The 20,950-nt window shown below is 75.3% G+C and carries 18 protein-coding genes and 1 riboswitch; of the genes, 9 read left to right on the top strand and 9 right to left on the bottom strand.

The window, feature by feature from the left end:
• Nucleotides 1-24: 24 nt before the first annotated feature.
• Nucleotides 25-654: a sulfite oxidase-like oxidoreductase gene (locus ACFXAM_RS01215; protein WP_380286870.1), complete on the top strand. Its 630-nt coding sequence runs from the start codon at nucleotides 25-27 to the stop codon at nucleotides 652-654.
• Between the two features lie 51 nt (nucleotides 655-705).
• On the opposite strand, the gene pknB is transcribed toward ACFXAM_RS01215, so the two are convergent.
• From pknB to thiO, 4 genes are all read right to left on the bottom strand, one after another.
• The gene (pknB, locus tag ACFXAM_RS01210; protein WP_380286891.1) at nucleotides 706-2,493 is read right to left on the bottom strand and encodes a Stk1 family PASTA domain-containing Ser/Thr kinase; all 1,788 of its coding nucleotides are present in this window, start codon (nucleotides 2,491-2,493) and stop codon (nucleotides 706-708) included.
• A 125-nt stretch (nucleotides 2,494-2,618) separates the two neighbouring features.
• Nucleotides 2,619-3,416, bottom strand: a complete 798-nt coding sequence (locus tag ACFXAM_RS01205) for a thiazole synthase (protein WP_380286869.1) — start codon at nucleotides 3,414-3,416, stop codon at nucleotides 2,619-2,621.
• Nucleotides 3,417-3,419: 3 nt separating this feature from the next.
• Nucleotides 3,420-3,641, bottom strand: a complete 222-nt coding sequence (gene thiS, locus ACFXAM_RS01200) for a sulfur carrier protein ThiS (RefSeq protein WP_380284762.1) — start codon at nucleotides 3,639-3,641, stop codon at nucleotides 3,420-3,422.
• Complete coding sequence (gene thiO / locus ACFXAM_RS01195; protein ID WP_380286867.1) at nucleotides 3,638-4,801, bottom strand: glycine oxidase ThiO; 1,164 nt, start codon at nucleotides 4,799-4,801, stop codon at nucleotides 3,638-3,640. The genes thiS and thiO overlap by 4 nt, the downstream gene beginning before the upstream one ends.
• Nucleotides 4,793-4,905, bottom strand: a riboswitch (TPP riboswitch). (Overlaps the previous gene by 9 nt.)
• 259 nt (nucleotides 4,906-5,164) lie before the next feature.
• Here thiO and ACFXAM_RS01190 point away from each other — a divergent pair.
• From ACFXAM_RS01190 to thiE, 3 genes are read left to right on the top strand one after another with little or no spacing between them, the layout of a single operon-like run.
• Entirely contained in the window at nucleotides 5,165-6,394 is a 1,230-nt protein-coding gene (locus tag ACFXAM_RS01190; RefSeq protein WP_380286866.1) for an NAD(P)/FAD-dependent oxidoreductase, read from the top strand.
• A gap of 58 nt (nucleotides 6,395-6,452) precedes the next feature.
• Entirely contained in the window at nucleotides 6,453-6,818 is a 366-nt protein-coding gene (locus ACFXAM_RS01185) for an Rv2175c family DNA-binding protein (protein WP_380286865.1), read from the top strand.
• Complete coding sequence (gene thiE, locus ACFXAM_RS01180) at nucleotides 6,815-7,474, top strand: thiamine phosphate synthase (protein ID WP_380286864.1); 660 nt, start codon at nucleotides 6,815-6,817, stop codon at nucleotides 7,472-7,474. The genes ACFXAM_RS01185 and thiE overlap by 4 nt, the downstream gene beginning before the upstream one ends.
• A gap of 121 nt (nucleotides 7,475-7,595) precedes the next feature.
• Here the strand turns inward: thiE and ACFXAM_RS01175 are convergent, their stop codons facing one another.
• The gene (locus tag ACFXAM_RS01175; RefSeq protein ID WP_380286863.1) at nucleotides 7,596-8,702 is read right to left on the bottom strand and encodes a polyprenyl synthetase family protein; all 1,107 of its coding nucleotides are present in this window, start codon (nucleotides 8,700-8,702) and stop codon (nucleotides 7,596-7,598) included.
• Nucleotides 8,703-8,924: 222 nt separating this feature from the next.
• Between ACFXAM_RS01175 and metF the strand changes: the two genes are divergently transcribed.
• The gene (gene metF, locus ACFXAM_RS01170) at nucleotides 8,925-9,839 is read left to right on the top strand and encodes a methylenetetrahydrofolate reductase [NAD(P)H] (protein WP_380286862.1); all 915 of its coding nucleotides are present in this window, start codon (nucleotides 8,925-8,927) and stop codon (nucleotides 9,837-9,839) included.
• A 122-nt stretch (nucleotides 9,840-9,961) separates the two neighbouring features.
• Nucleotides 9,962-10,825 carry a hypothetical protein gene (locus ACFXAM_RS01165; protein WP_380286861.1) on the top strand — a complete coding sequence of 288 codons (864 nt, stop codon included), beginning with the start codon at nucleotides 9,962-9,964 and terminating at the stop codon, nucleotides 10,823-10,825.
• A 1,213-nt stretch (nucleotides 10,826-12,038) separates the two neighbouring features.
• Here the strand turns inward: ACFXAM_RS01165 and ACFXAM_RS01160 are convergent.
• Nucleotides 12,039-13,544 (bottom strand): phytoene desaturase family protein, encoded by a 1,506-nt coding sequence (locus ACFXAM_RS01160; RefSeq protein ID WP_380286859.1) that lies wholly within the window; start codon nucleotides 13,542-13,544, stop codon nucleotides 12,039-12,041.
• 10 nt (nucleotides 13,545-13,554) lie between these two features.
• Nucleotides 13,555-14,220 (bottom strand): DUF4126 domain-containing protein, encoded by a 666-nt coding sequence (locus ACFXAM_RS01155; RefSeq protein WP_380286858.1) that lies wholly within the window; start codon nucleotides 14,218-14,220, stop codon nucleotides 13,555-13,557.
• A 486-nt stretch (nucleotides 14,221-14,706) separates the two neighbouring features.
• Between ACFXAM_RS01155 and ACFXAM_RS01150 the strand changes: the two genes are divergently transcribed.
• The 3 genes from ACFXAM_RS01150 to ACFXAM_RS01140 all read left to right on the top strand — a co-directional run bounded on the left by ACFXAM_RS01150 (nucleotide 14,707) and on the right by ACFXAM_RS01140 (nucleotide 16,981).
• A complete protein-coding gene (locus ACFXAM_RS01150; protein WP_380286857.1) occupies nucleotides 14,707-15,333 on the top strand; it encodes an SAV_6107 family HEPN domain-containing protein in 627 nt (208 codons plus the stop codon).
• Nucleotides 15,334-15,430: 97 nt separating this feature from the next.
• The gene (locus tag ACFXAM_RS01145; RefSeq protein ID WP_380286856.1) at nucleotides 15,431-16,183 is read left to right on the top strand and encodes a methyltransferase domain-containing protein; all 753 of its coding nucleotides are present in this window, start codon (nucleotides 15,431-15,433) and stop codon (nucleotides 16,181-16,183) included.
• A gap of 408 nt (nucleotides 16,184-16,591) precedes the next feature.
• The gene (locus ACFXAM_RS01140) at nucleotides 16,592-16,981 is read left to right on the top strand and encodes a DUF3040 domain-containing protein (RefSeq protein ID WP_380286855.1); all 390 of its coding nucleotides are present in this window, start codon (nucleotides 16,592-16,594) and stop codon (nucleotides 16,979-16,981) included.
• 183 nt (nucleotides 16,982-17,164) lie between these two features.
• Here the strand turns inward: ACFXAM_RS01140 and ACFXAM_RS01135 are convergent, their stop codons facing one another.
• Nucleotides 17,165-19,630, bottom strand: coding sequence for a transglutaminaseTgpA domain-containing protein (locus ACFXAM_RS01135; protein WP_380286854.1), 2,466 nt, complete (start codon nucleotides 19,628-19,630; stop codon nucleotides 17,165-17,167).
• Nucleotides 19,627-20,949 (bottom strand): DUF58 domain-containing protein, encoded by a 1,323-nt coding sequence (locus ACFXAM_RS01130; RefSeq protein WP_380286853.1) that lies wholly within the window; start codon nucleotides 20,947-20,949, stop codon nucleotides 19,627-19,629. The genes ACFXAM_RS01135 and ACFXAM_RS01130 overlap by 4 nt, the downstream gene beginning before the upstream one ends.
• Between the last annotated feature and the right edge of the window lies 1 nt (nucleotide 20,950).

Below are 20,950 nucleotides of genomic sequence, written 5' to 3'. Positions count from 1 at the left end.
CCCGCCGTCTGTCACCATGGATCCATGGGTCAGTCCGAACAAGAACCGTCGCCGCCGTCTGACCCCGGGCTCCCGCCGGGCCAGCGCGTGCAGCGCGGCTGGCCCGCCCTGCACTACGGCCCGGTGCCCCGCTTCAAGCCGCTGACCTGGGACCTCCAGGTGTTCGGGGCGACCGCCTCGGCGGAGAAGCACAGCTGGGACTTCGCGGGCTTCAACGCCCTGCCCCGCACCACCGTCCGGGCCGACCTGCACTGCGTGACCAGGTTCTCCGTGCTCGACGGCGAGTGGACCGGGGTGCCCGCCGCCGTCCTGCTGGACCTGGTGCCGCCGGACACCGACGTCACCCACGTCATGGTCTGGGCCGAGTACGGCTACAGCGCCAACCTGCGGCTGGAGGACTTCGCCGCGCCCGACACCCTGCTCGCCACCCACCGGGACGGCGAGACGCTCACCGCCGAGCACGGCTTCCCGGTGCGGCTGGTGGTCCCGCGGCTGTACGCCTGGAAGGGCCCCAAGTGGGTCCGGGCGGTCGAGTACATGCGGGCCGACCGGCGCGGCTTCTGGGAGGAACGCGGCTACCACAACCGGGCCGACCCGTGGCGGGAGCAGCGCTACACCCACCAGGAGCAGCCGGGCGACGGACCGCTGCGCTAGCGGTGCGGTCCCGCCCCGGCCGGTCCCGCCCGGCCGGTCCCGGCCCCGGGCCTAGAGGAACGGGAAGTTGACCGTGACCACGGTGCGCTGCGGGCGGCGCTCGCCCGCCGCCGGGGACTGGCCGGTCACCTTGCCGGTGCCGAACAGGTTGACCCCGTTGCTCTGCATCGAGAACCCGGCCGCCTGGAGCGCCTTCTCCGCGGCCTCCTTGGACATCCCGGTGACGTCCGGGACCGGCACCATGCCCTTGCTGACCACCAGCGCGACCGGCGTGTTCTCCGGCACCTGCTGCCCGGCCGCCGGCGAACTGCTGATCACCGAGCCCTCGGCGACGGTGTCGTTGTAGGTCTCGGTGACCGTGCCGGCCGTCAGCTGCGCCCCGGTCAGCGCCGACGCGGCCTGCGCGGACGGGCGGCCGACCACGTCGGGCACGGCGATCCGCTTGGGCCCGCGCGAGACGGTGAGGGTGACGGCGTCGCTCTTCCTGGTCCGGGTGCCCACCCCGGGGGCGGCCGCCATCACCTGGCCGGCCGGGACGGACTCGCTGTACACCTCGGAGACCTTGCCGTGCATGCCGGCGGCGTCCAGGATCCGCTCCGCCTCGGTCCGGTTCTTGCCGAGCACGCCCGGCACGGTGCCGTACACGGCGCCGGAGATCGCGTACGTCGCCCCGCCGACCAGCAGGGCCACGGCGAGGACCACGGCCGTCCAGATCAGCGGTCCGCGCGGCAGCCGGCGGGCGCCGGAGCGGGTGCGCCGGGCGCGCGGCGGGCGCGGGGCGCGCTCCGGCGGCGGCTCGTCGTACGGGCGCGGCTCGGTGAGCAGCTGGTCCATGACGTCCGGCGGCACGTCCAGCACGCTGGTGCGCTCGACCGGGGGCGGCAGCAGCACCGGGGTGAGCACCGAGGTCGCCTCGCCGGCCGGGTACCCCGGGCCGGGGCGGGTGGCGGCGGGCGGTTCGGCGTCCAGCTGGTCCGGGGTGAGCCCGCGGCGGACCCGCTGGAGCGCGGCGAGCAGCTCGACCGCGTCGTGCGGGCGGTGCGCGCGGTCCCGGGCGCAGGCGCCCGCCACTATGGCGTCCAGCTCGGGCGTCACCCCGGGGACGGCGGCGGACGGCGGCGGAATGTCCTCGTGCAGGTGGCGGTACATCACCTGGACGGGGTTCTCGCCGGTGTGCGGGCGGGAGCCGGTGAGCATCTCGTACAGCAGGATGCCCGCCGCGTAGACGTCCACCCGCTGGTCGGTCTCGGCGCCGGGGCGGATCTGTTCGGGCGCGAGGTAGGAGACGGTGCCGAGCACGGTGCCGGCGGTCGCGGTGGTGGAGGTGGTGGCGCCGTCGGCGGCGTTCAGCACCCGGACCAGGCCGAAGTCGGCGACCTTCACCAGGCCGTCGTCGGTGATCAGCACGTTCTCGGGCTTGACGTCGCGGTGCACCAGACCGGCCCGGTGGGCCGCGCCGAGGGCGGCGAGCACCGGTTCCAGGACGTCCAGGGCGGCCCGGACGGAGAGCGCGCCGCGGTCGCGCAGGAGGTCCCGCAGGGTGCCGCCGGGCACGTACTCCATGGCGAGGAAGACGTGCCCGGCGTCGGCGCCCTGGTCGAAGACGTTGACGACGTTGGGGTGGGCGAGCCGGGCGACGGCCTTGGCCTCGCGGATGAAACGGGTGGTGAACGCGGTGTCGCCGGCCAGCGAGGGGTGCATCACCTTGAGCGCCACGATCCGGTCGAGCCGGGTGTCGTTGCCCTGGTAGACGGTGGACATCCCGCCCGCGGCGATCCGCCGCTCGACCCGGTACCGGCCGTCGAGCAGGGTACCGATCAGGGGGTCGCGCAATGCCATGTCCACCCGGCGAGTCTAGGGCGTGGGGGTGCGCCGGCCCCGGGGGACACCGCCCTCGGGGCCGCTCTGTGCCCGGTTTGTGACACCAGGATGATGATCGGATCTTTATCCGGAATGTCGGTCGCTCAGAAAGCCGGGTGCTCGCGGGTGTCCAGATCGGCGCGGCCGGCCATCGCGGAGGACGCCTCGGCGTGGAACCGGCGCGGGATCCGGCCGGCCCGGTGGGCGAGGCGGCCGGCCTCGGCGGCGTGCCGCATCGCGTCGGCCATCAGCACCGGGTCCTGGGCCCGGGTGACGGCGGACGCCAGCATCACCGCGGCGCAGCCCAGCTCCATCGCCAGCGCCACGTCCGAGGCGGTCCCGGCACCGGCGTCCAGGATCACCGGGACGCCCGCGCCCTCCACGATCAGCTGGAAGTTGTGCGGGTTGCGGATGCCGAGGCCGGAGCCGATCGGCGAGCCCAGCGGCATGATCGCCGCGCAGCCGACGTCCTCCAGCTTGCGGGCCAGCACCGGGTCGTCGTTGGTGTACGGCAGCACGGTGAAGCCGTCGTCGACCAGCGTCTCGGCGGCGTCCAGCAGCTCGATCGGGTCCGGCAGGAGGGTCCGCTCGTCGGCGATCACCTCCAGCTTCACCCAGTCCGTGCCGAGCGCCTCGCGGGCCAGCCGGGCCGTCAGCACGGCCTCGCCGGCGGTGAAGCAGCCGGCCGTGTTGGGCAGCACCCGGATGCCGTTGCGGGTCAGCACGTCGAGCACCGAGCCCCGGGTGCCGGCGTCCACCCGGCGCATCGCCACCGTGGTCAGCTCGGTGCCGGACACCCGGAGCGCCTGCTCCAGGACCTCCAGGCTGGGGGCGCCGCCGGTGCCCATGATCAGCCGGGAGGAGAAGGACGTCCCGGCGATGGTGAGAAGGTCGTCGGCCATCGGTCAGCCCCCCTGGACGGCGGTGAGGATCTCGATCCGGTCGCCCGCCGACAGCGGCGTGCGCGGCCATTCGGCACGCGGCACCACGGCCTCGTTCAGCGCGGCGGCGACGCCGGAGTGCGCCTGGCTGAGGGTGGCGACCACCTCGGCGAGGGTGGTCGAGGCGGGCACCTCGCGGGGCTCGCCGTTGACGCTCAGGGGGATGTCGCTCGTGCGGGGGCTCATGCCGGGACCTTCGTGAATCGGGTGGGGGAGAACGGGAGGGCGAGCTCCGGCAGGGTGCCGGTGGCCAGGTACTCGGCCAGCACGTCGCCGGTGACGGGCGTCAGCAGGACGCCGTTGCGGTAGTGGCCGGTGGCGGCGACCAGCCCGGGCAGCGCGGTCGGGCCGAGCAGCGGCGCGTTGTCCGGCGAGCCGGGCCGCAGCCCGGCGCCGGTCTCCACCAGCGGCAGCTCGGTGATGCCGGGGACCAGCTCGTGCGCGTCGCGCAGCAGCTCGTACACCCCGCCGGCGGTCACCGTGGTGTCGTGGCCCTGCTCCTCGGTGGTCGCGCCGACCACCAGCTCGCCGTTCTCGCGCGGCACCAGGTAGAGGTGGCCGCCGCGGACGACGGCGCGCACGTTGCGGGAGAGGAACGGCCGGTACGCCTCGGGCACCCGCAGCCGCAGCACCTGGCCCTTGACCGGGCGGATGGCCGGCAGCACGCCCGGGGGCAGGCCCGGCAGCAGATGGCTGCGCGAGCCGGCCGCGAGCACGACCCGGTCGGCGGTGACGCTCTCCCCGGTGGCCAGCCGGGCGCCGGTCGCCCGGTCGTGCTCGACCAGCAGCTCGGCGGCCTCGGTGCGGTGCACCACCACGCCGGTGCGCCCGCACGCGTGCAGCAGGGCCTCGGCCAGCCGGCGGCCGTCGACCTGGTGGTCGTCGGTGACGTGCAGGCCGCCGCGCACGCCGGGGGCGAGCATCGGCTCCAGCCGGCGGGCCTCGCGACCGGTGAGCCACTGCGAGTCCAGGCCCAGCCGCTGGTGGAAGGCGTGCAGCTCGCGCAGCTCGGCGCGGTCGTCGGAATCCAGGGCGACGGCCAGGGTGCCGCACCGGCGGTAGCCGGTGTCCGTGCCGCCGCTCGCCTCGGTGAGTTCGGCGGCGAAGGCCGCGTACCGCTCGTTGGAGGCCATCCCGAGGCGCAGCAGCGGCTCCGCGCCGTACTGGAGTTCGGTGACCGGGGCGAGCATGCCCGCCGCGACCTGGGCGGCGCCGTGGCCCGGCCGGGGGTCGACCACGACGACGCGCAGTCCGCGCTGGGCCGCCCGCCAGGCGACGACGAGTCCGATGATCCCACCGCCGATGACCAGCACCTCGGCGTGGGCGCCCCGTCCCAGGCGTGTCAAAGCTGTTCTCCCTTCGCCGGAATGACCCGGATCAGGTTCGGACGGTCGCAGGCCGTGCCAGCCCGCCTCTCAGCCCGGTGCGCCGGGCTCCCGTGATGGTGCCCCCACCTTAACTCCGGGCGGCGTCGCCCCTGAAGGCGCCCGCGAAGGGGGCGGCCCGGACGGGCCCCGGGACCCGTCCTCGGGCCCCCGCCTGCCGGGCGGCGCGCCGCCGGCCCTGCGGCCGGGAGGTGCCCCCCGCCTCCGCCTCGGGACGCACGCACCCGGACGCCGCCCGGCCCGCCCTCCGGGCGGACGACGACGGGGGTGTGAGGACGAGCCCTGGGTCCGGAGAGCTCGGACCGGGCTCAGTACAGTGACGGCGTGGCTGAGCTGAGCGGAACGGGACAGACGGATCGGGTGGTCGTGGTCGGCGCCGGGCTGGCCGGGGCGCAGTGCGCCGCGGTGCTGCGGCGCGACGGCTTCCAGGGGCGGATCACGCTGGTCGGCGAGGAGCCGCACGCGCCGTACGACCGGCCGCCGCTCTCCAAGGACGTCCTGCTCGGCAAGGCCGACAGCACCGCCCTGGACCTCGACTTCGCCGGGCTCGACGTCGAACTGCTGACCGGCCGCCGGGCCACCGGCCTCACCCCCGGCGGCCCCGGCGGCGCGGGCGTGCTGCACACCGACGCCGGGGACGAGCCGTACGCCGCGCTGGTGATCGCCACCGGCGCCGAGCCGCGCGCCCTGCCCGGCGCCGAGCGCGCCCACCTGCTGCACACCCTGGACGACGCGCTCGCGCTGCGCGCCCTGCTCCGCCCCGGCCTGCGCCTGGTGCTGGTCGGCGCGGGCTGGATCGGCGCCGAGGTGGCCACCGCCGCCCGGACGGCCGGCTGCGAGGTGACCGTCGTCGAGGCCGGCCCGGCGCCCGTCCCCGGCGCGCTGCCCGCGGAGGTCGGCCGGGCGATGGCCGCCTGGTACGCCGAGGCCGGGGTGGACCTGCGCTGCGGCACCGGCGTCGCCGCCGTCGAGCCGGGCGCGGTGCTGCTCGCCGACGGCTCGCACCTGCCCGCCGACGAGGTGGTGGTCGGCATCGGCGCCCGCCCGGCCACCGGCTGGCTGTCCGGCACCGGGGTCGCCCTGGACGCGGCCGGCGCCGTCCTGGTCGACGAGCGGCTGCGCACCACCGTGCCCGGCGTCCTCGCGGCCGGCGACTGCGTCAGCTACCCCTCGGCGCGCTCCGGCACCCGGCTCACCGTCCAGCACTGGGACCACGCGCTGCAGTCCGGCGAGGCGGTCGCCGCCACCCTGCTCGGCGCGGACGCGCCGCCGTACGACCCGGTGCAGTACTTCTGGTCCGAGCAGTTCGGGCGGATGGTCCAGTACGCCGGGCGGCACGGCGCGGACGACGAACTGCTGTGGCGCGGTTCGCCGCAGGACCCGGACTGGTCGGTGCTGTGGCTGCGCGACGGCGTCCTGCGGGCGCTGCTCGCGGTGGACCGGCCGCGCGACCTCACCCAGGGCCGTCGGCTGGTCGAGCGCGGAGCCGTGCTCGACCCGGCCCGCGCCGCCGATCCGGCGGTCCCGCTGAAGGCGGCCCTGGCCGCCGGGTAGCGCGGGGCGGCGGACCCGTTGGTGCGCGGCGGGCCGCCGAGGTGGCAGTCTGGTGCTTGTGAGTGAGATCGAAGCCAAGATTGAAGCCCTGGTCCCCGCGTGGCTGTACCTCCCCGACATCTCCGAGAAGTGGGGTGTGGTGGTCACCGAGGTCCGCAACATGGTCAAGAAGGGTGACCTGATCGCCGTCCGGCGCGGCCCCAACAAGTCGCTGCAGGTCCCGGCGGCGTTCATCGACGAGACCGGCCCGGTCAAGCACCTGGTCGGCACGCTGACGGTGCTGCGCGACAGCGGGTTCAGCGACGAGGAGGCCCTTGTGTGGATGTTCACCGAGGACCCGTCGCTGCCCGGCACCCCCGTCCAGGCGCTCTGGGAGAACCGGGCCACCGAGGTCAAGCGCCGCGCCCAGGCGATGGCGCTGTGACCGACCCGGCCGCGACCGACCGCCGCGCCCGGCTCGCCGGCGCCCGGCTCTACCTGTGCACCGACGCCCGGCGCGAGCGCGGCGACCTCGCCGAGTTCCTGGACGCCGCGCTGGCGGGCGGCGTGGACATCGTCCAGCTCCGGGACAAGGGCCTGGAGGCCCGGCAGGAGCTGGCGGCGCTGGAGGTCTTCGCCGACGCCTGCCGCCGCCACGGCAAGCTGCTCGCCGTCAACGACCGCGCCGACGTCGCCCACGCGGCCGGCCCGGACGTGCTGCACCTCGGGCAGGACGACCTGCCGGTGCCCGCCGCCCGGGCGATCATCGGCGAGGACGTGCTGATCGGACGGTCCTGCCACGCGGAGTCCGAGGTGGACGCGGCCGCCGCCGAGCCCGGCGTCGACTACTTCTGCACCGGGCCGGTCTGGCCGACCCCGACCAAGCCGGGCCGCCCCGCGCCGGGCCTCGGCCTGGTCGAGTACGCGGCGAAGCTGGGGACCGCGCGGCCGTGGTTCGCCATCGGCGGCATCGACCTCGGCAACCTGGACGAGGTGCTGGCCGCCGGCGCCCGCCGGGTGGTGGTGGTGCGGGCCATCACCGCCGCGGAGGACCCGGGGGCCGCGGCCGCCGAGTTCGCCCGCCGGCTGCGCGAGGTCTGACCGGCGGGGCCGCCGCCGTCCGTTCCGTACGCGCTGCCCCGGGGGCGCCCGGCGCCCTTCCCGGCTGCGTGTCAGGACCTGCCGGTACCTGCCGGTATCTGTCAGTACCTGCCGGAACCTGTCAGTACTTGCGGACGGTGGCGGCCTCGGCCAGCGCCAGCAGCGTCGTGCGGGCCGCCGGGTCCGCCAGCGGGGCCGCCTCCAGCGCGGCCAGCGCCTGGCGCAGCAGTTCCTCGATCCGCTGCTCCACCCGCTCCGGCGCGCCGCTGCGGGCCACCAGCTCCCGCAGCCCGGCGACCTCCCCGGCGGTCAGGTCCGGCGCGCCCAGGCGCTCGTCCAGGTGCCGCGCCTCACCGGCCGGCAGCCCCCGCATGGCGTGCGCGACCAGCAGCGTCCGCTTGCCCTCGCGCAGGTCGTCGCCGGCCGGCTTGCCGGTGACCGCCGGGTCGCCGAACACGCCGAGCAGGTCGTCTCGCAGCTGGAACGCCTCGCCCAGCGGCAGGCCGAACGCCCCGTAGGCCTCCACCAGCCGGGACGGGGCGCCCGCCAGCAGCGCGCCGACCTGCAGCGGTCGCTCGATCGTGTACTTGGCCGACTTGTAGTGCAGGACGGTCTGCGCCCGCTCCAGAGCGCCCTCGTCGGCGGAGTCCCCGGCGACCGGCTCCAGGACGTCCAGGTACTGGCCGACCATGACCTCGGTGCGCATCAGGTCGAACACCGGCTTGGCGGCCAGCACCGCGGCCGGCTCCAGGCCGCAGTTCAGGAACAGCTCGTCGCACCAGATCAGCAGCAGGTCGCCGAGCAGCACCGCCGCCGAGGCGCCGTACTGCTCGCGGTCGCCGCGCCAGCCGCGCTCGCGGTGCATCCCCTCGAAGCGGCGGTGCACCGAGGGCAGGCCGCGGCGGGTGTCGCTGCGGTCCATGAGGTCGTCGTGGACGAGCGCGCTGGCCTGCAGCAGCTCCAGGGCCGCCGCCGCCCGGGCGATCCCCTCGCCGGCCGCCGGGCCGCCGGCACCGCGCCAGCCCCAGTAGCAGAACGCCGGGCGCAGCCGCTTGCCGCCGTCCAGCAGGAAGTCGCGCAGCGCCTCGGTGACCGGCTCCAGCTGCGGGGAGACCTTGCCGAGCAGGGCCGACTGGCCGTCCATGAAGCCGGCGAGGGCGGCGTTGACGCGCTCGCGCACGTCCTCCACGTCGATCGGATTGGCCGGCCGCTGGCTGGACGAGGTCACGATGGGGCTCCGGAGGTAGCTGGGGTGCAGCGCAAGCGTATCCGGGGTGGAGGGGAACAGCCGTACGCACGAGGTCAGGCCCCCGCGCGCCGGGCGGTGTTCGTACGGACACCACCGCCGGGGGCGGCGTCGTCCATCCGGAGTCCACCCCTCGTCCATCCGGCGTCTCAAAGGCTGGAACCGAGTTGTCCGTGCCCTTCCGCCGACGGCTAACCTGCCATCATGGCACTCGGTATCGCTTCGACCAGACCGGACCGCGCACAGACGGTCCGCGACCTCCTGGCAGCCGGAAAGCGGTCCTTCTCCTTCGAGTTCATGCCGCCGCGCACCGAGGTCGGTGAGCAGAAGCTCTGGGACGCCATCCGGCGGCTCGAACCGCTCGACCCCAACTTCGTCTGCATGACGTACGGCGCCGGCGGCTCCTCGCGCGAGCGCACCGTGAACATGGTCGGCCGGATCGCCACCGAGACCACGCTCACCCCGGTCGCCCACCTGACCGCCGTCGACCACTCGGTCGCCGAGCTGCGCAACATCATCGGCCAGTACGCCGACCAGGGCGTGCGCAACGTCCTCGCGGTGCGCGGCGACCCGCCCGGCGACCCGATGGGCGAGTGGATCAGCCACCCGCAGGGCGTCACCTACGCGTACGAGCTGGTCGAGCTGATCAAGGGCATCGGCGACTTCTGCGTCGGCGTGGCGGCCTCGCCCAACATGCACCCGCGCTCGACCAACTGGGACGACGACATCCGGCACTTCGTGGCGAAGATCCGCTCCGGGGCCGACTACGCCATCACCCAGATGTTCTTCGAGGTCGACGACTACCTGCGGCTGCGCGACCGGGTCTCGGCCGCCGGCTGCGACACGCCGATCATCCCGGAGATCATGCCGGTCACCAACGCCAAGCAGCTGGAGCGGTTCCCGCAGCTCAGCGGCTCGGCGTTCCCGCCGGACCTCGAAGCCCGGCTGCGCGCCGTCGTCGACGACCCGGTGGCGCTGCGCGCGATCGGCATGGAGCACGCCACCGCGATGTCCGAGCGGCTGCTCGCGGAGGGCGTCCCCGGGCTGCACTTCATCACGCTGAACCACTCGACGGCGACCCTGGAGATCTACCAGAACCTCGGTCTGCACCGGCGCTGAGCTGCGCCGCATCGCGTTCCCGCGGAGGTCGGGAACGCGATGCGGTACCCGGGCCGTTGAACCGGTACAGTCGCCGCACACGCGCGGCGGGCGCGGGCACGCGACTGGAGGTAGCGGGCGGGATGGGCATCGGATACCTGCTGCTGTACGGCGCGTTGGCGGTGGTGGCGCTCTGGCTGGTCGCCGAGCTGCTGTTCCAGAACCGGGCCCCGCTGCACTGGCGCGGACTCGCCCTCGGCGGCTTCCTCGCGGTGGCCGGCGGGATGGCCGTCGGCTCGGTCCCGGTGATCGGCGCGGGCGCCGCGATGTTCGCGGTCGGGCAGACCTTCGTGACGCTCTCGGTGAAGCGTGGGTACGCGGCCGGGTGGTCGCTGCGCTTGGCGGACGGGAGCCTGCCCGGGCCGCTCGCCAGGGTGCCGTTCCTCGGTGCGCTCACCGGTGGGGGCGCGGCGGTCGCGGCGGCGGCGGTCGCGGTGGAGCAGGTCGGCGAGGTCGGCGCGGTCGAGGAGGCCCCGGCCGCGGCGCCGGTCGCGGAGGAGACGGCCGTCGAGCAGACCGCCGCCTTCGAGATGCAGGAGCTGGCCGCCGACGGCGTGTACGCACCGGCGTACTACGAGCAGCAGCCCCAGCCCGACCCCTACGCGGCCTACCAGCAGCAGCCGCAGCAGCATCAGCAGTACGGCTACGAGCAGCAGCAGTGGCAGCAGCCCGTCGGCTACGACCAGGGCTACGGCGGCTACCCCCAGCAGCAGCAGCCGCAGTACGGCTACGAGCAGCAGCCCCAGCCCGACCCCTACGCGGCCTACCAGCAGCAGCCGCAGCAGCATCAGCAATACGGCTACGAGCAGCAGCAGTGGCAGCCCACCGAGCCCCAGCCGCACCCCGACCAGCCCATCACCGGCATCCCCCAGCAACCCCAGCAGCCGCACTACGACCAGTACGGCTACCAGCAGCAGCACCCCACCTCCTGGCAGCAGCAGCCCTGACCCCCCGACTCCTGCGCGAGAAGTCGATCTACCCGACTTTCCACCCCCACGAGAGAATCTACGCGCATAGAGCCGCCCGCCCGGAGCAGAAAGTCGACCCGCCCGACTTCCCACTCCGGGCGCCCCGCCACTGCCCGCCCGCCCCAAAAGTCGGCGAGCCCGACTTCCTACTCCGGGGCGTGGCCGCTGGCGGCCCTGATCTCGCGTGAAAAGTCGGCTCGCCCGAATCCCTGCCCCCCACAGGGCTATCTACGCGCATAGATCTGCGGCGCCCGGAGTGGAAAGTCGGCCGGCCCGACTTTCTGTGCTGGGCGCCCTGCCGCTGGCTGCCTGCGCGAGAAGTCGAAGGGTTCGACTTCCTGCTCCGGGGTGCACCTGTCGGCGGCCGGCCTGACTTCGCGCGAGAAGTCGGCCCGCCCGACTTCCTGCTCCCGCAGGTGCATCTATGCGCGTAGATTCATCCGGCCCGGAGTGGAAAGTCGGCCGGACCGACTTCCTGCTCCGGGCCTGCTCCGGGTGCCCCGCCCCTGGCTGCCCGCCCCAAAAGTCGGCGGGCCCGACTTTCTGCTCCGGGGCGTGGCCGCTGGCGGCCCTGGCCTCGGGTAAAATGCCCGTCCGCCTGGATCCCCGCCCCTGCAGGGCTGTCTACGCGCATAGGCTTGCGTTGCTTGGAGTGGAAAGTCGGCCGGCCCGACTTTCTGTGTCAGGGGCCCTGCCGCTGACCGCCTGTTCGAAAAGTCGGCGAGGCTGACTTCCTGCTCCGGGGTGCGCCTGCCGGTGGCCGGCCTGGCCTCGCGCGAGAAGTCGGCCTGCCCGACTTCCTGTTCCCGCGGGCTCGTCTATGCGCATAGATTCATCCGACCTGAAAGTCAGCCGGCCCGACTTTCTGTGCCAGGTGCCCTGCCGCTGGCCGCCTGTGCGAGAAGTCGGCGGGTTCGACTCCCGGGGTGCGCCTGTCGGTGGCCGGCCTGGCCTCGCGCGAGAAGTCGGCCCGCCCGACTTTCTGCTCCCGCGGGGCAATCTGCGCGCGTAGATTTGCGGTGCTTGGAGTGGGAAGTCGGCGGGTTCGACTTTCTGCTCCGGGTGTCATGCCGCTGGCTGCCGGCGCGAAAAGTCGGCGGGGTCGACTTTCTATGTCGGGGTGCATGTCTGCTGGGGTCGGTCTGGCCTGGCCTCGGGCGGGGGTTTCTATACGCGTAGATTCGGGTCGGCTTCAGGCGGGGCCGATGAGGTTGGCGACGATGCAGGCGGACATGCCCACGCGGGCGAGGCCGCCGCCGGGGTGGGCGGCGCCGCCGGTGAGGTAGAGGCCGGGGTGGTCCTCGTTGGGGGCCTGGAGGAGGTTGCCGTCGAGGCCGGCCAGGGCGGGGGGCGGGACGGAGCCGAAGAAGGAGCCGGCCTCGCGCTCGGTGTGCTCGGGGGTCCGGACCGCCCGCCAGAGCAGCCGCTCGCGCAGGTTCAGGCCGGCCGCGTCGACGTGGTCGAGCATCCGGTCGGCGAAGGCGTCCGCCACTCCCGGCGCGCCCCAGTCGAGGTCCAGCGACGGGGTGGTCGCGGTCAGCACCACGGCCTCGTGCCCCTCCGGGTGCAGCGACGGGTCGTCCGGCCGCAGCACCTGCACGGTCGGCCGGTCGGCGAGCGGCGCGCCCGGGTCGAAGACGCCCGCCAGCTCGGCCGCCGGGTCACCGGCGTGCACCACCGTGCGGTGCGCCGTGCCCTCCGGGCGGGCGCCGCGCAGCGCGAGCAGCACGCTCACCCGGCCCGGCACCCCGTGCAGCCGGCCGGCGGCGGCGGGCCACTCGTCGGAGCTCTCCGCCGGGCCCATCCACTGGGTGTGCAGCACCCGGGCGTCGATCGAGGAGACCACCAGGTCGGCGTCGATCCGGTCGCCCTTGGTCTGCACGCCGCACACCCGGCCGTCGCGGACGACCACCTTCGCCACCGGCGTCTGGAAGCGGAACTCCACCCCGCGCTGCTCGCAGCGGCGGTGGACGGCGTCGGCCAGCGCGCGCAGGCCGCCCCTGACGTACCAGACGCCGAAGGACTGCTCCATGTACGGCAGCACGGTCGCCCCGGCGGGCGCGGTGCGCGGGTCGAGGCCGAACCGCAGGGCGTGCTCGTGCAGCAGGGCGGTCAGTCCCGGGTGCCCGCCGAGCTGTTCGGCGGCGACGTCGGCGAGCGTCCACTGGCGCGGTGCGCGCCGCCGGCCGAACAGGCCGCGCCGCGCCGGGGCGGGCACGGGGTACGGATCGGTGTGCAGCGGCGCCGGGTCGGCGGGCAGCGGCTCCTCCAGCAGCGGACGGCGGGTGGCCTCCCAGACCGTGCGGCCGTGGTTGAGCACACCGGCCCACTGCTCGCCCGCGCCCGGGCCGAAGGCCTGGTCGAGGGCCTGGACCACGCCGCCCCGGGAGGCGTTGGGCAGGGACACGGCCGTCCCGTCGGGGAACAGGTGCCGGCTCTCCGGATCGACCGGGCCGAGGTCGACCAGCTCTTCCAGCGGCTCCCGCCCGGTCTTCAGCGCGAGGTCGCGGTAGACGGCCGGCAGGGTGAGCAGCCCGGGGCCGGTGTCGAAGGCGAAACCGTCGCGCTCGTAGCGGCCGACCATGCCGCCGTAGGTGCCACGCGCCTCGCAGACCGTCACCTTGTGCCCGAGGGTCGCCAGCCGGGAAGCCGCCGCGAGCCCGCTCATACCTGCGCCGATGATGACGATCCGTGCCATGGTTCCGATCCTAGGACCGCCGGATGCCTCCCCCGGCCACCGGCTGCCCGGCGGCGGACCCGTCGGCCCCGCCGGACCCGGCGGTACGGGCGGCTCGGGCGGCGCGGCGCTCGCGGCGGCGGGCACGGAAGGCACGGATCCGGTTGATCGCGAACCACACCAGCAGGACGCCGGCCACCAGCAGGACGGCGGCGATCGAGGCCGCCAGCCACGGGTGGAAGATCGCCAGCGTGACCAGCCCGGCCACCGAGAGGTCCTCGGCGAGCGAGACCGCGATGTTGCTGGCCGGCTCGGGGGAGGTGTTGACCGCCATCCGCAGCGAGGCCTTCACCAGATGACTGACCAGCGCCGTGGTGCCGCCCATCGCACCCGCCGCGACCTCGCCCAGCGACCCCGGGTCGGCGGAGGCGAGCAGCGCGCCGACGGTCGCGCCCGCGACCGGCCGGATCACCGTGTGGGCGACGTCCCAGACGCTGTCCACGTACGGGATCTTGTCGGCCACCGCCTCCAGCAGGAACAGCGCCGCGGCCGCCAGCAGCACATCGGTGCGCTCCAGGGCGGCCGGCACCGACTCGGCCCCGGCGAACCGGCCCAGCAGACCGAGCAGCAGCACCACCGCGTAGGCGTTGATCCCGCTCGCCAGTCCGCTGGTGAAGATCAGCGGGACGATCGTCATCCGTTTCCCCGTCCGTTCCTGCTCGCAGTCCCCGCCGGGGTCGGCCCGGCTCGCCGTACCGTACCGGGACGCCGTCGGCGGGGCCGGTGGTTCCCGTCCGGACGGTCTGAGTACGGATACTCAGACGGGCGATTGAGTACCTGCGCGGATGGCCTCCGACCTGCGCGGACGCCACAGTGGTCACACCGGGTCGGCGGCGCATCGGGCGCCCCGCCCCGGAGGAGCGGACGGCCGGCGCAACGCCGCGGGCCCGTCCGCACCGGAGCCGGCCGGAGGCTGCGCACCGCCGGCACGGGGCGGCGGAGCGGGCCACGGGGGAGCCGGCGCCCGGGGGGACCGGGACGTTCCGAAGCGCCGTCCGTGGGGGACGGCGCTTCGGGGACCGGCCGGGCGGGAGCACCGCGGGGCCCGATTGTCAGTGGTGCCGTTCACGATGGAGGGGCACGGGCCACCCGGCCCGCGCGCTGCCTCGGAACGGGGGAGACCATGACCATCAGCCACCCTGAGCCCGTCACCGCCCGCCTCCACTCCGCCGCCTACCGACCGGGGAGCGCCGCGCGCCCCTCCGCCCACCGGCCGTCCGCCGGTGCCGACGTGCACCCGGTGCTGCGCCGGAGCGCCGCCCCGCCCGCCGCGCTCGACCTGCTCGCCGAGGCCCACCGCACCCTGGCCCGGGCCCGCACCCTGGAGGACCCGCTGGAGCGGTACGCCGCCGCGCACCTCGCGGCGCTGCGCACCGTCGCGGCGGTGCTGGCCGTGCGCGGGCGCCCGGAGAAGAGCGAGCGGCGGCGCCGGGCGATCCGCAGCGCCTGGGAGGTCCTGCCCGAGGTGGCCCCCGAACTCGCCGAGTGGGCGCCGTACTTCGCGGCGGGCGCGCGCCGCCGGGCGGCCGCCGAGGCGGGCATCCGGGGTTCGGCCTCGGCCCGGGACGCGGACGACCTGGTCCGCAACTCGGCGCTGTTCCTGCGCCTGGTCGAGCGCCTGCTCGGTCTGCACGTCGCCCCGCCCGCCCCGCGGCTGCCGCTGGACGGCGTCGACGGAGCGGGCGGCGTGGAAGGGGCCGACGGCCGGCCGTCGGACGCTCCGCCGGGGGAGGTGCGCGAGGCCGGGTGAGGGAAGCGGCGGCCGAACGGCGGCCGGGGCGGACCGTGCCTGGTGGCCTAAGGTGGAGGCAACCTGATCGACACTGCACGTGCCAAGGAGCCCCGCCTTGTACCCGACGCGTCCCCGCAGCGCCCTGCGTACCGCCGTGGTGTGGGAGGTGGTGCGCGCCGCCCTGGAGAAGCGGGTGGCCGAGCTGGACCAGCCGGTGCTCGACGTCGTGGACACCGGCGGCGGCACCGGCAACTTCGCCGTGCCGGTGGCCCGGCTGGGCCACCGGGTGACCGTGGTCGACCCGAGCCCGGACGCGCTGTTCGCGCTGGAGCGCCGGGCCGCCGAGGCCGGCGTGACCGATCTGGTGCGCGCCGTGCAGGGCGACACCCAGACCCTCCCCGAGTTGGTCGCGCCCGGCAGCGTCGACGCGGTGCTCTGCCACGGCGTGCTGGAGGTCGTCGACGACCCGGCCGAGGCGCTCGGCAGCCTGGCCGGCACCCTGCGCCGGGGCGGTTTCGTGAGCCTGCTGGCCGCCAACCGCAACGGCGCCGTGCTCGCCCGGGCGCTCGGCGGCCACTTCGACGACGCCCGCGCGGTGCTGGCCGCCGCCGACGGCCGCTGGGGCGCGAACGACCCGATGCCGCGCCGCTTCACCGCGGACGAGCTGGACCGGCTGACGGCCGGGGCCGGACTGCGGGTGGAGTCGGTGCACGGCGTGCGGGTCTTCGCCGACCTGGTGCCGGGCGTCCTGGTGGACACCGAGCCGGGCGCGCTCGATGCGCTGCTCAAGCTGGAGGAGGCCGCCGCCGGGCAGCCCGCCTTCCACGCGGTGGCGACCCAGCTCCACCTGCTGGCCACCCTGGGCTGACCGGACGGCCGACCGCCGTTCGCCGACGGACTTCCTTCCGTTCGCCGACGGATCTCCGGCGCGCCCCCCGCCCGTCTCCCCGCCTTCTCCCCGGGATCTCCCCAGGTCCGGGCCGATTCCAACGGATCGGGCACTTGTCCGGCGTCCTCCGCGTTGGGGAGAGTACGGCGAGGAGCCGCCGAAGTGGCCGGGTCCACGCGTGGTCGACCGCTCCGCGAAGGGCCCGTGGACCGTATGATCTGGGTAAAGCCGGAAAGCATGACCGCCGGATGCTCGGGGCATATGGACGACACGGGCCCGGGCCCCCGCACAGGCGTCCGACCGCGTGTTCTGAAGGCTGATTGGACTTGCCACCCCGACCGGGGCGGCGGACCGGTCGCACCCGCGACCGACGAGTAGGAGGACTCCGTGCCGCTCTCGGAGCACGAGCAGCGACTGCTCGACCAGATGGAGCGAGCGCTGTATGCCGAAGATCCCAAATTCGCGTCTGCGCTTGAGGGAAGCGGTCTGCGCACCTACACCCGCCGACGGGTCTACCTGGCCGTCGGCGGCTTCGTGGTCGGTATCGGCCTGCTGATGGGCGGCATGGTCGTCGACCAGATCTGGGTCAGCGTGGTGGGCTTCCTGGTGATGCTCGGATGCGCCGTCTTCGCGGTGACGGGCTGGCGCCGTGCCCCCGCCGGCCAGGCGCAGCGCTCCGGCGGCCAGGCCGCCGCGCCCCGCCGCAAGGCCGGGATGATGGACCGGGTCGAGCAGCGCTGGCAGCGTCGGCGGGACGAGCAGACCGGCGGGTTCTGAGGCCCGCGGCCAAGCCGCGGCCATCCGGCGAACCATCCCACGGAGACCATCCCACGGAGACCTCACGGCCCGTACCGCCGGACGGTACGGGCACCGGTACGCACAGCGGAACGGACACCGGAACGCACACCGCGAGGGCGGGCAGTCGAGCGACTGCCCGCCCTCGCGGTGCGTCCGGCTCCGTCAGGACTCCCCGCCGCCGCCCGGGCCGCGGCGCCGGCGCCGGGTCAGGACCCGGCGGACCGGTCCGGTGACCGCCCCGGCCGCCCGCGCGACCAGCGCGCCGGTCCGCAGCCGGACGGTCAGCACTGCGTCCGAGATCCGCCACCGCAGCTGGGCGGAGGACGGCGGCAGCAGCAGCGCCCTGATCCGGCCCCGTCGTCCGACCCGCGCCCGCAGCCCGGCCCGGGCGGTCCGGACGTCGGCCGCCAGCGGTTCGCCGACCTGCGCGGAGCGGGCGTAGAGCACCCGCTCGGTGGCCAGCGCCACCCGGCCGGCGGCCGCCGCCGAGGCCTCGTCCAGCTCGCCGGTCTCGACGATCCGGCGGGCGGCGGCGCGCGGGGTGCGCGATTCGTCCGGCGGGATGCCGAGGTCCCAGGCGGAGTCGATCAGCTCGTCCCAGGCGGCCAGCACCTGGGCGTCGGTGAGCCCGTCCGGTCCCGGCCCGCCCGGACCGCCCGGCCCGCCGGGGCCGCGCCGCCCGCCCGTGCCGAGCCGGCGCCGCCGCAGCAGGGCGCGCCAGACCATCGGGGTGAGCAGGAGCACCAGCCCGAGCAGGGCGACGGCCAGCGCGGCCAGGGTCTTGCCGGAGGGCAGGGCGAACCCCTGGTCGGTGCCGGCCGCGGTGTCGCGCCGGTCGCCGCAGTCGCCGGTGCGGCGCAGCTTGGCGTCGCAGTCGGGGTTGGCGGACGGCGTGTCGACCGGCGCGGTGGCCTGCGGCTGCGGGGCCGGGGCGGTGGTCGGCTGGGTGGCCGGGGCGGAGACCGGGTCGGAGTAGTCGGGCTGGACGCCGCGGGTCGGGGTGGGCTCGAAGCGCAGCCAGCCGTAGCCCTCGAAGTACAGCTCGGGCCAGGCGTGGTACATCGCGTCGGTCACCGAGTAGACGTTGCCGCCCTTGGTGTCGCCGGGGGTGAAGCCGAGCGCGACGCGGGAGGGGACGCCGAGGTAGCGGGCCATCACCGCCATGGTGGAGGCGAAGTGGACGCAGAACCCGCGGCGGCGGGCGAGGAAGTCCGCCATCGCGTCGCCGCCGCTGTCGGTCCTGGTGGTGGCGTCGTAGGTGAACTCCGGGCCGGTGAACCAGGCACGCAGCGCGTCCATCTTGTCGTACTGGGTCGGTGCGTTCTTGGTGATGTCGAGCGCCGTCTGCTTGACCACGGGGGGCAGCTCGGGAACGTTGAGGTACTGCCGGGAGATCCGCTCGGCCGGCTTGGGCGCGCTGCGCAGGCTGGTGGCGGTGGGCTGCACCTCCAGGCCGGTGGCCGTGTACTTGAGGCCCTTGATCGCCTTGTCCTTGGCGGGGAGCACGCTGGCGGTGGCCGGGTCGAGCTGCCAGGCGGAGTTGTCGCGCAGGTTGACCGTCCGCGCCGGGTAGGGCAGCGGCAGCCAGGCGTCGTCCAGCCGGTTGCCGATCATGACCTCGGTCTTGGCCTCCGGCACGTCGACCGGCCCCAGGCCCTCGGGGGCGGGCAGGGCGCCGGTGAACGGCACGGTGTTCGACGAGCCGCGCTTCCAGGTCTCGCCGTCGAAGACATCCAGCGCCCCGGTGCGCAGGTAGGTGGAGCCGGCGGACTTGCTCTCCGACCAGTAGGTGAACAGCTCGATGTGACGGGGGTTGGGCAGCGCCCCGGTCAGCGCGACCAGCGGGTCGAGGCTGCTGGCGCCCGCGCCGCCGTGCCGGCCGGCGGCCGTGCCGGAGCCGCTGTGCAGCAGACCCGAGCCCCAGCGCGGCAGGAAGGCCGGCAGCAGCAGGGCGAGCACGAGCGCCACCACGCCGACCTGCCGGCCGCCCTGGCCGAGCGCGCCGAGGCCGCCGCCCTCACCGCGTTCGGCGCCGCGGAAGATCCGGCCCCAGCGGGAGACCCGGTCCTGGCCCTCGGCGAAGAGCAGCAGCAGGTAGCCGGCGGCGGCGGTGGCGAACCAGAGCCAGCTGCTCTGGTCGCCGGCCAGGCCGTTGCCGACCGAGTAGAGGGCGAGCAGCGGCAGCCCGGCCAGCGCCGAGCGGCGGTAGGTGACCGCGACGGTGTCCACCGCGACGGCGATCAGGCCGACCGAGCCGACCAGGATCATCCGCAGGCCGGGGTTGGGCGGGGCGGGGATGGCGTAGTCACGGACGTCGGTGAACCCCTGGCCGAGGACCCGGCCGAGGGTGCGGACCGATTCGGTGCCGGGCACCACGCCGCCGAAGACCGCGGAGGAGGAGGCGAAGCCGAGCAGCAGCAGGACGAACAGCACCAGCAGCTGGCCGAGCGGCACGGTCCACCGGTAGAACGGCGTGCGCCGCAGTCCGGCGCCCACCAGCGCGAGGACCGCCACCACCAGGTAGGCGTGGACGATCCAGCCCCTGGAGGTCAGCAGCGGGGTCAGGCAGAGCGCGGCCAGGGCGGTCGCCAGCGCCGAGTACACGGTCAGTTTGGCCCGGGTGGTCACGCGCCGGCCTCCTCTCGGTAGGGGGCGGACGACTCGGCCCGGTCGGCGGCCCGCCACAGCTCGGGGACGGAGTCGCCGGCGCGGACGGTGAGCACCGTCCAGCCGGCCTCGCGCAGCCGGCGGGCCCGGTCGCGGAACTCCTCGCCGCCGGTGTCGGGGGCGAGCAGGCGCAGCCCGGCCCAGGTGCCGGTGTCGAGCAGGAAGGCGACGGCGCCGCCGGTGCGGTTGCGCAGCCGGGCGAGCCGGGCGGTCTGCTCCTCGTCGAGTTCGCCGAGGACGGCCACCAGCAGGCCCTCGCCGCCGGAGCGCAGCGGCTCCTCGGCGCGGGAGAGCCCGGCGCCGTCGGAGAGGTCGACGACGGCGAGCGCGTCCAGGATGACGCCGGAGGTGACGGCGGCGCCGTGCCCGCCGTCACCCTCGATGCCGGGCACGGCGTGGCCGGTGTCGGTGAGCAGCCGGGTCTGGTAGCCGCGCTCCAGCAGGTGCACGGCGACGGAGGCGGCGCAGCCGACGGCCCATTCGAAGGACGAGGCCGGGCCGCTGCCGCGGTGGCCGGTCTCGCGGGTGTCCAGCAGGACGGTGGCGCGGGCCCGGCGGGGCTGCTCCTCGCGCCGGACCATCAGCTCGCCGTAGCGGGCGGTGGACTTCCAGTGCACCCGGCGCAGGTCGTCGCCGGCCCGGTACTCGCGCAGGATGACGTCGTCGTCGCCGGCCAGCGCGAGGGAGCGGGTGTGGCTCTCGCCCTGCCCGGCCCACTCGCCGCTGAGCCGCACGTGCGGCAGCGCCAGCACCTGCGGGACGACGGTGAGCACGTCGGAGGCGGAGAACGAGCGGTTCAGCTCGCACATCCCGAACGGGTCGGAGAGCCGCAGCTGGAGCGGGCCGAGCGGGTAGCGGCCGCGCAGGTCGGAGCGGACCCGGTAGGAGACCTCGCGGTGGCCGCGCGGCTCGACCCGGTCCAGCACGAACCGCGGGCGCGGCCCGAGCACGTACGGGACCTTGTCCTCCAGCAGCAGCAGGCCGGTGGGGACCCGCGAGACGTTGTCCACCCGCAGGTGCACCCGGGCCTCCTGGCCGGCCACCGCGCGGTGCGGGGTGAGCCGGCGTCCGCTGGCGACCCGGTAGCGGGTGTTGGCCAGCAGCATCGCGGCGGCCAGCGGCAGCACGGCGAGCAGGACGCCGACGCGCAGCAGCGCGTCCTGGCCGAGCAGGTACGCGCAGACCACGGCGGTCAGCCCGGCGGCGAGGAAGGAGCGGCCGCGGGTGGTGAGTCCGCGCAGGCCGGCGCGCAGGCCCGACGGTTCGTCGGACGGGCCCACC

It is taken from the genome of Kitasatospora sp. NPDC059462 (assembly GCF_042749955.1).
Taxonomy (GTDB): Bacteria; Actinomycetota; Actinomycetes; order Streptomycetales; family Streptomycetaceae; genus Kitasatospora.
The sequence above is the reverse complement of the archived record's forward strand: the minus strand, read 5'-3'. Positions and strand labels throughout refer to the sequence as shown.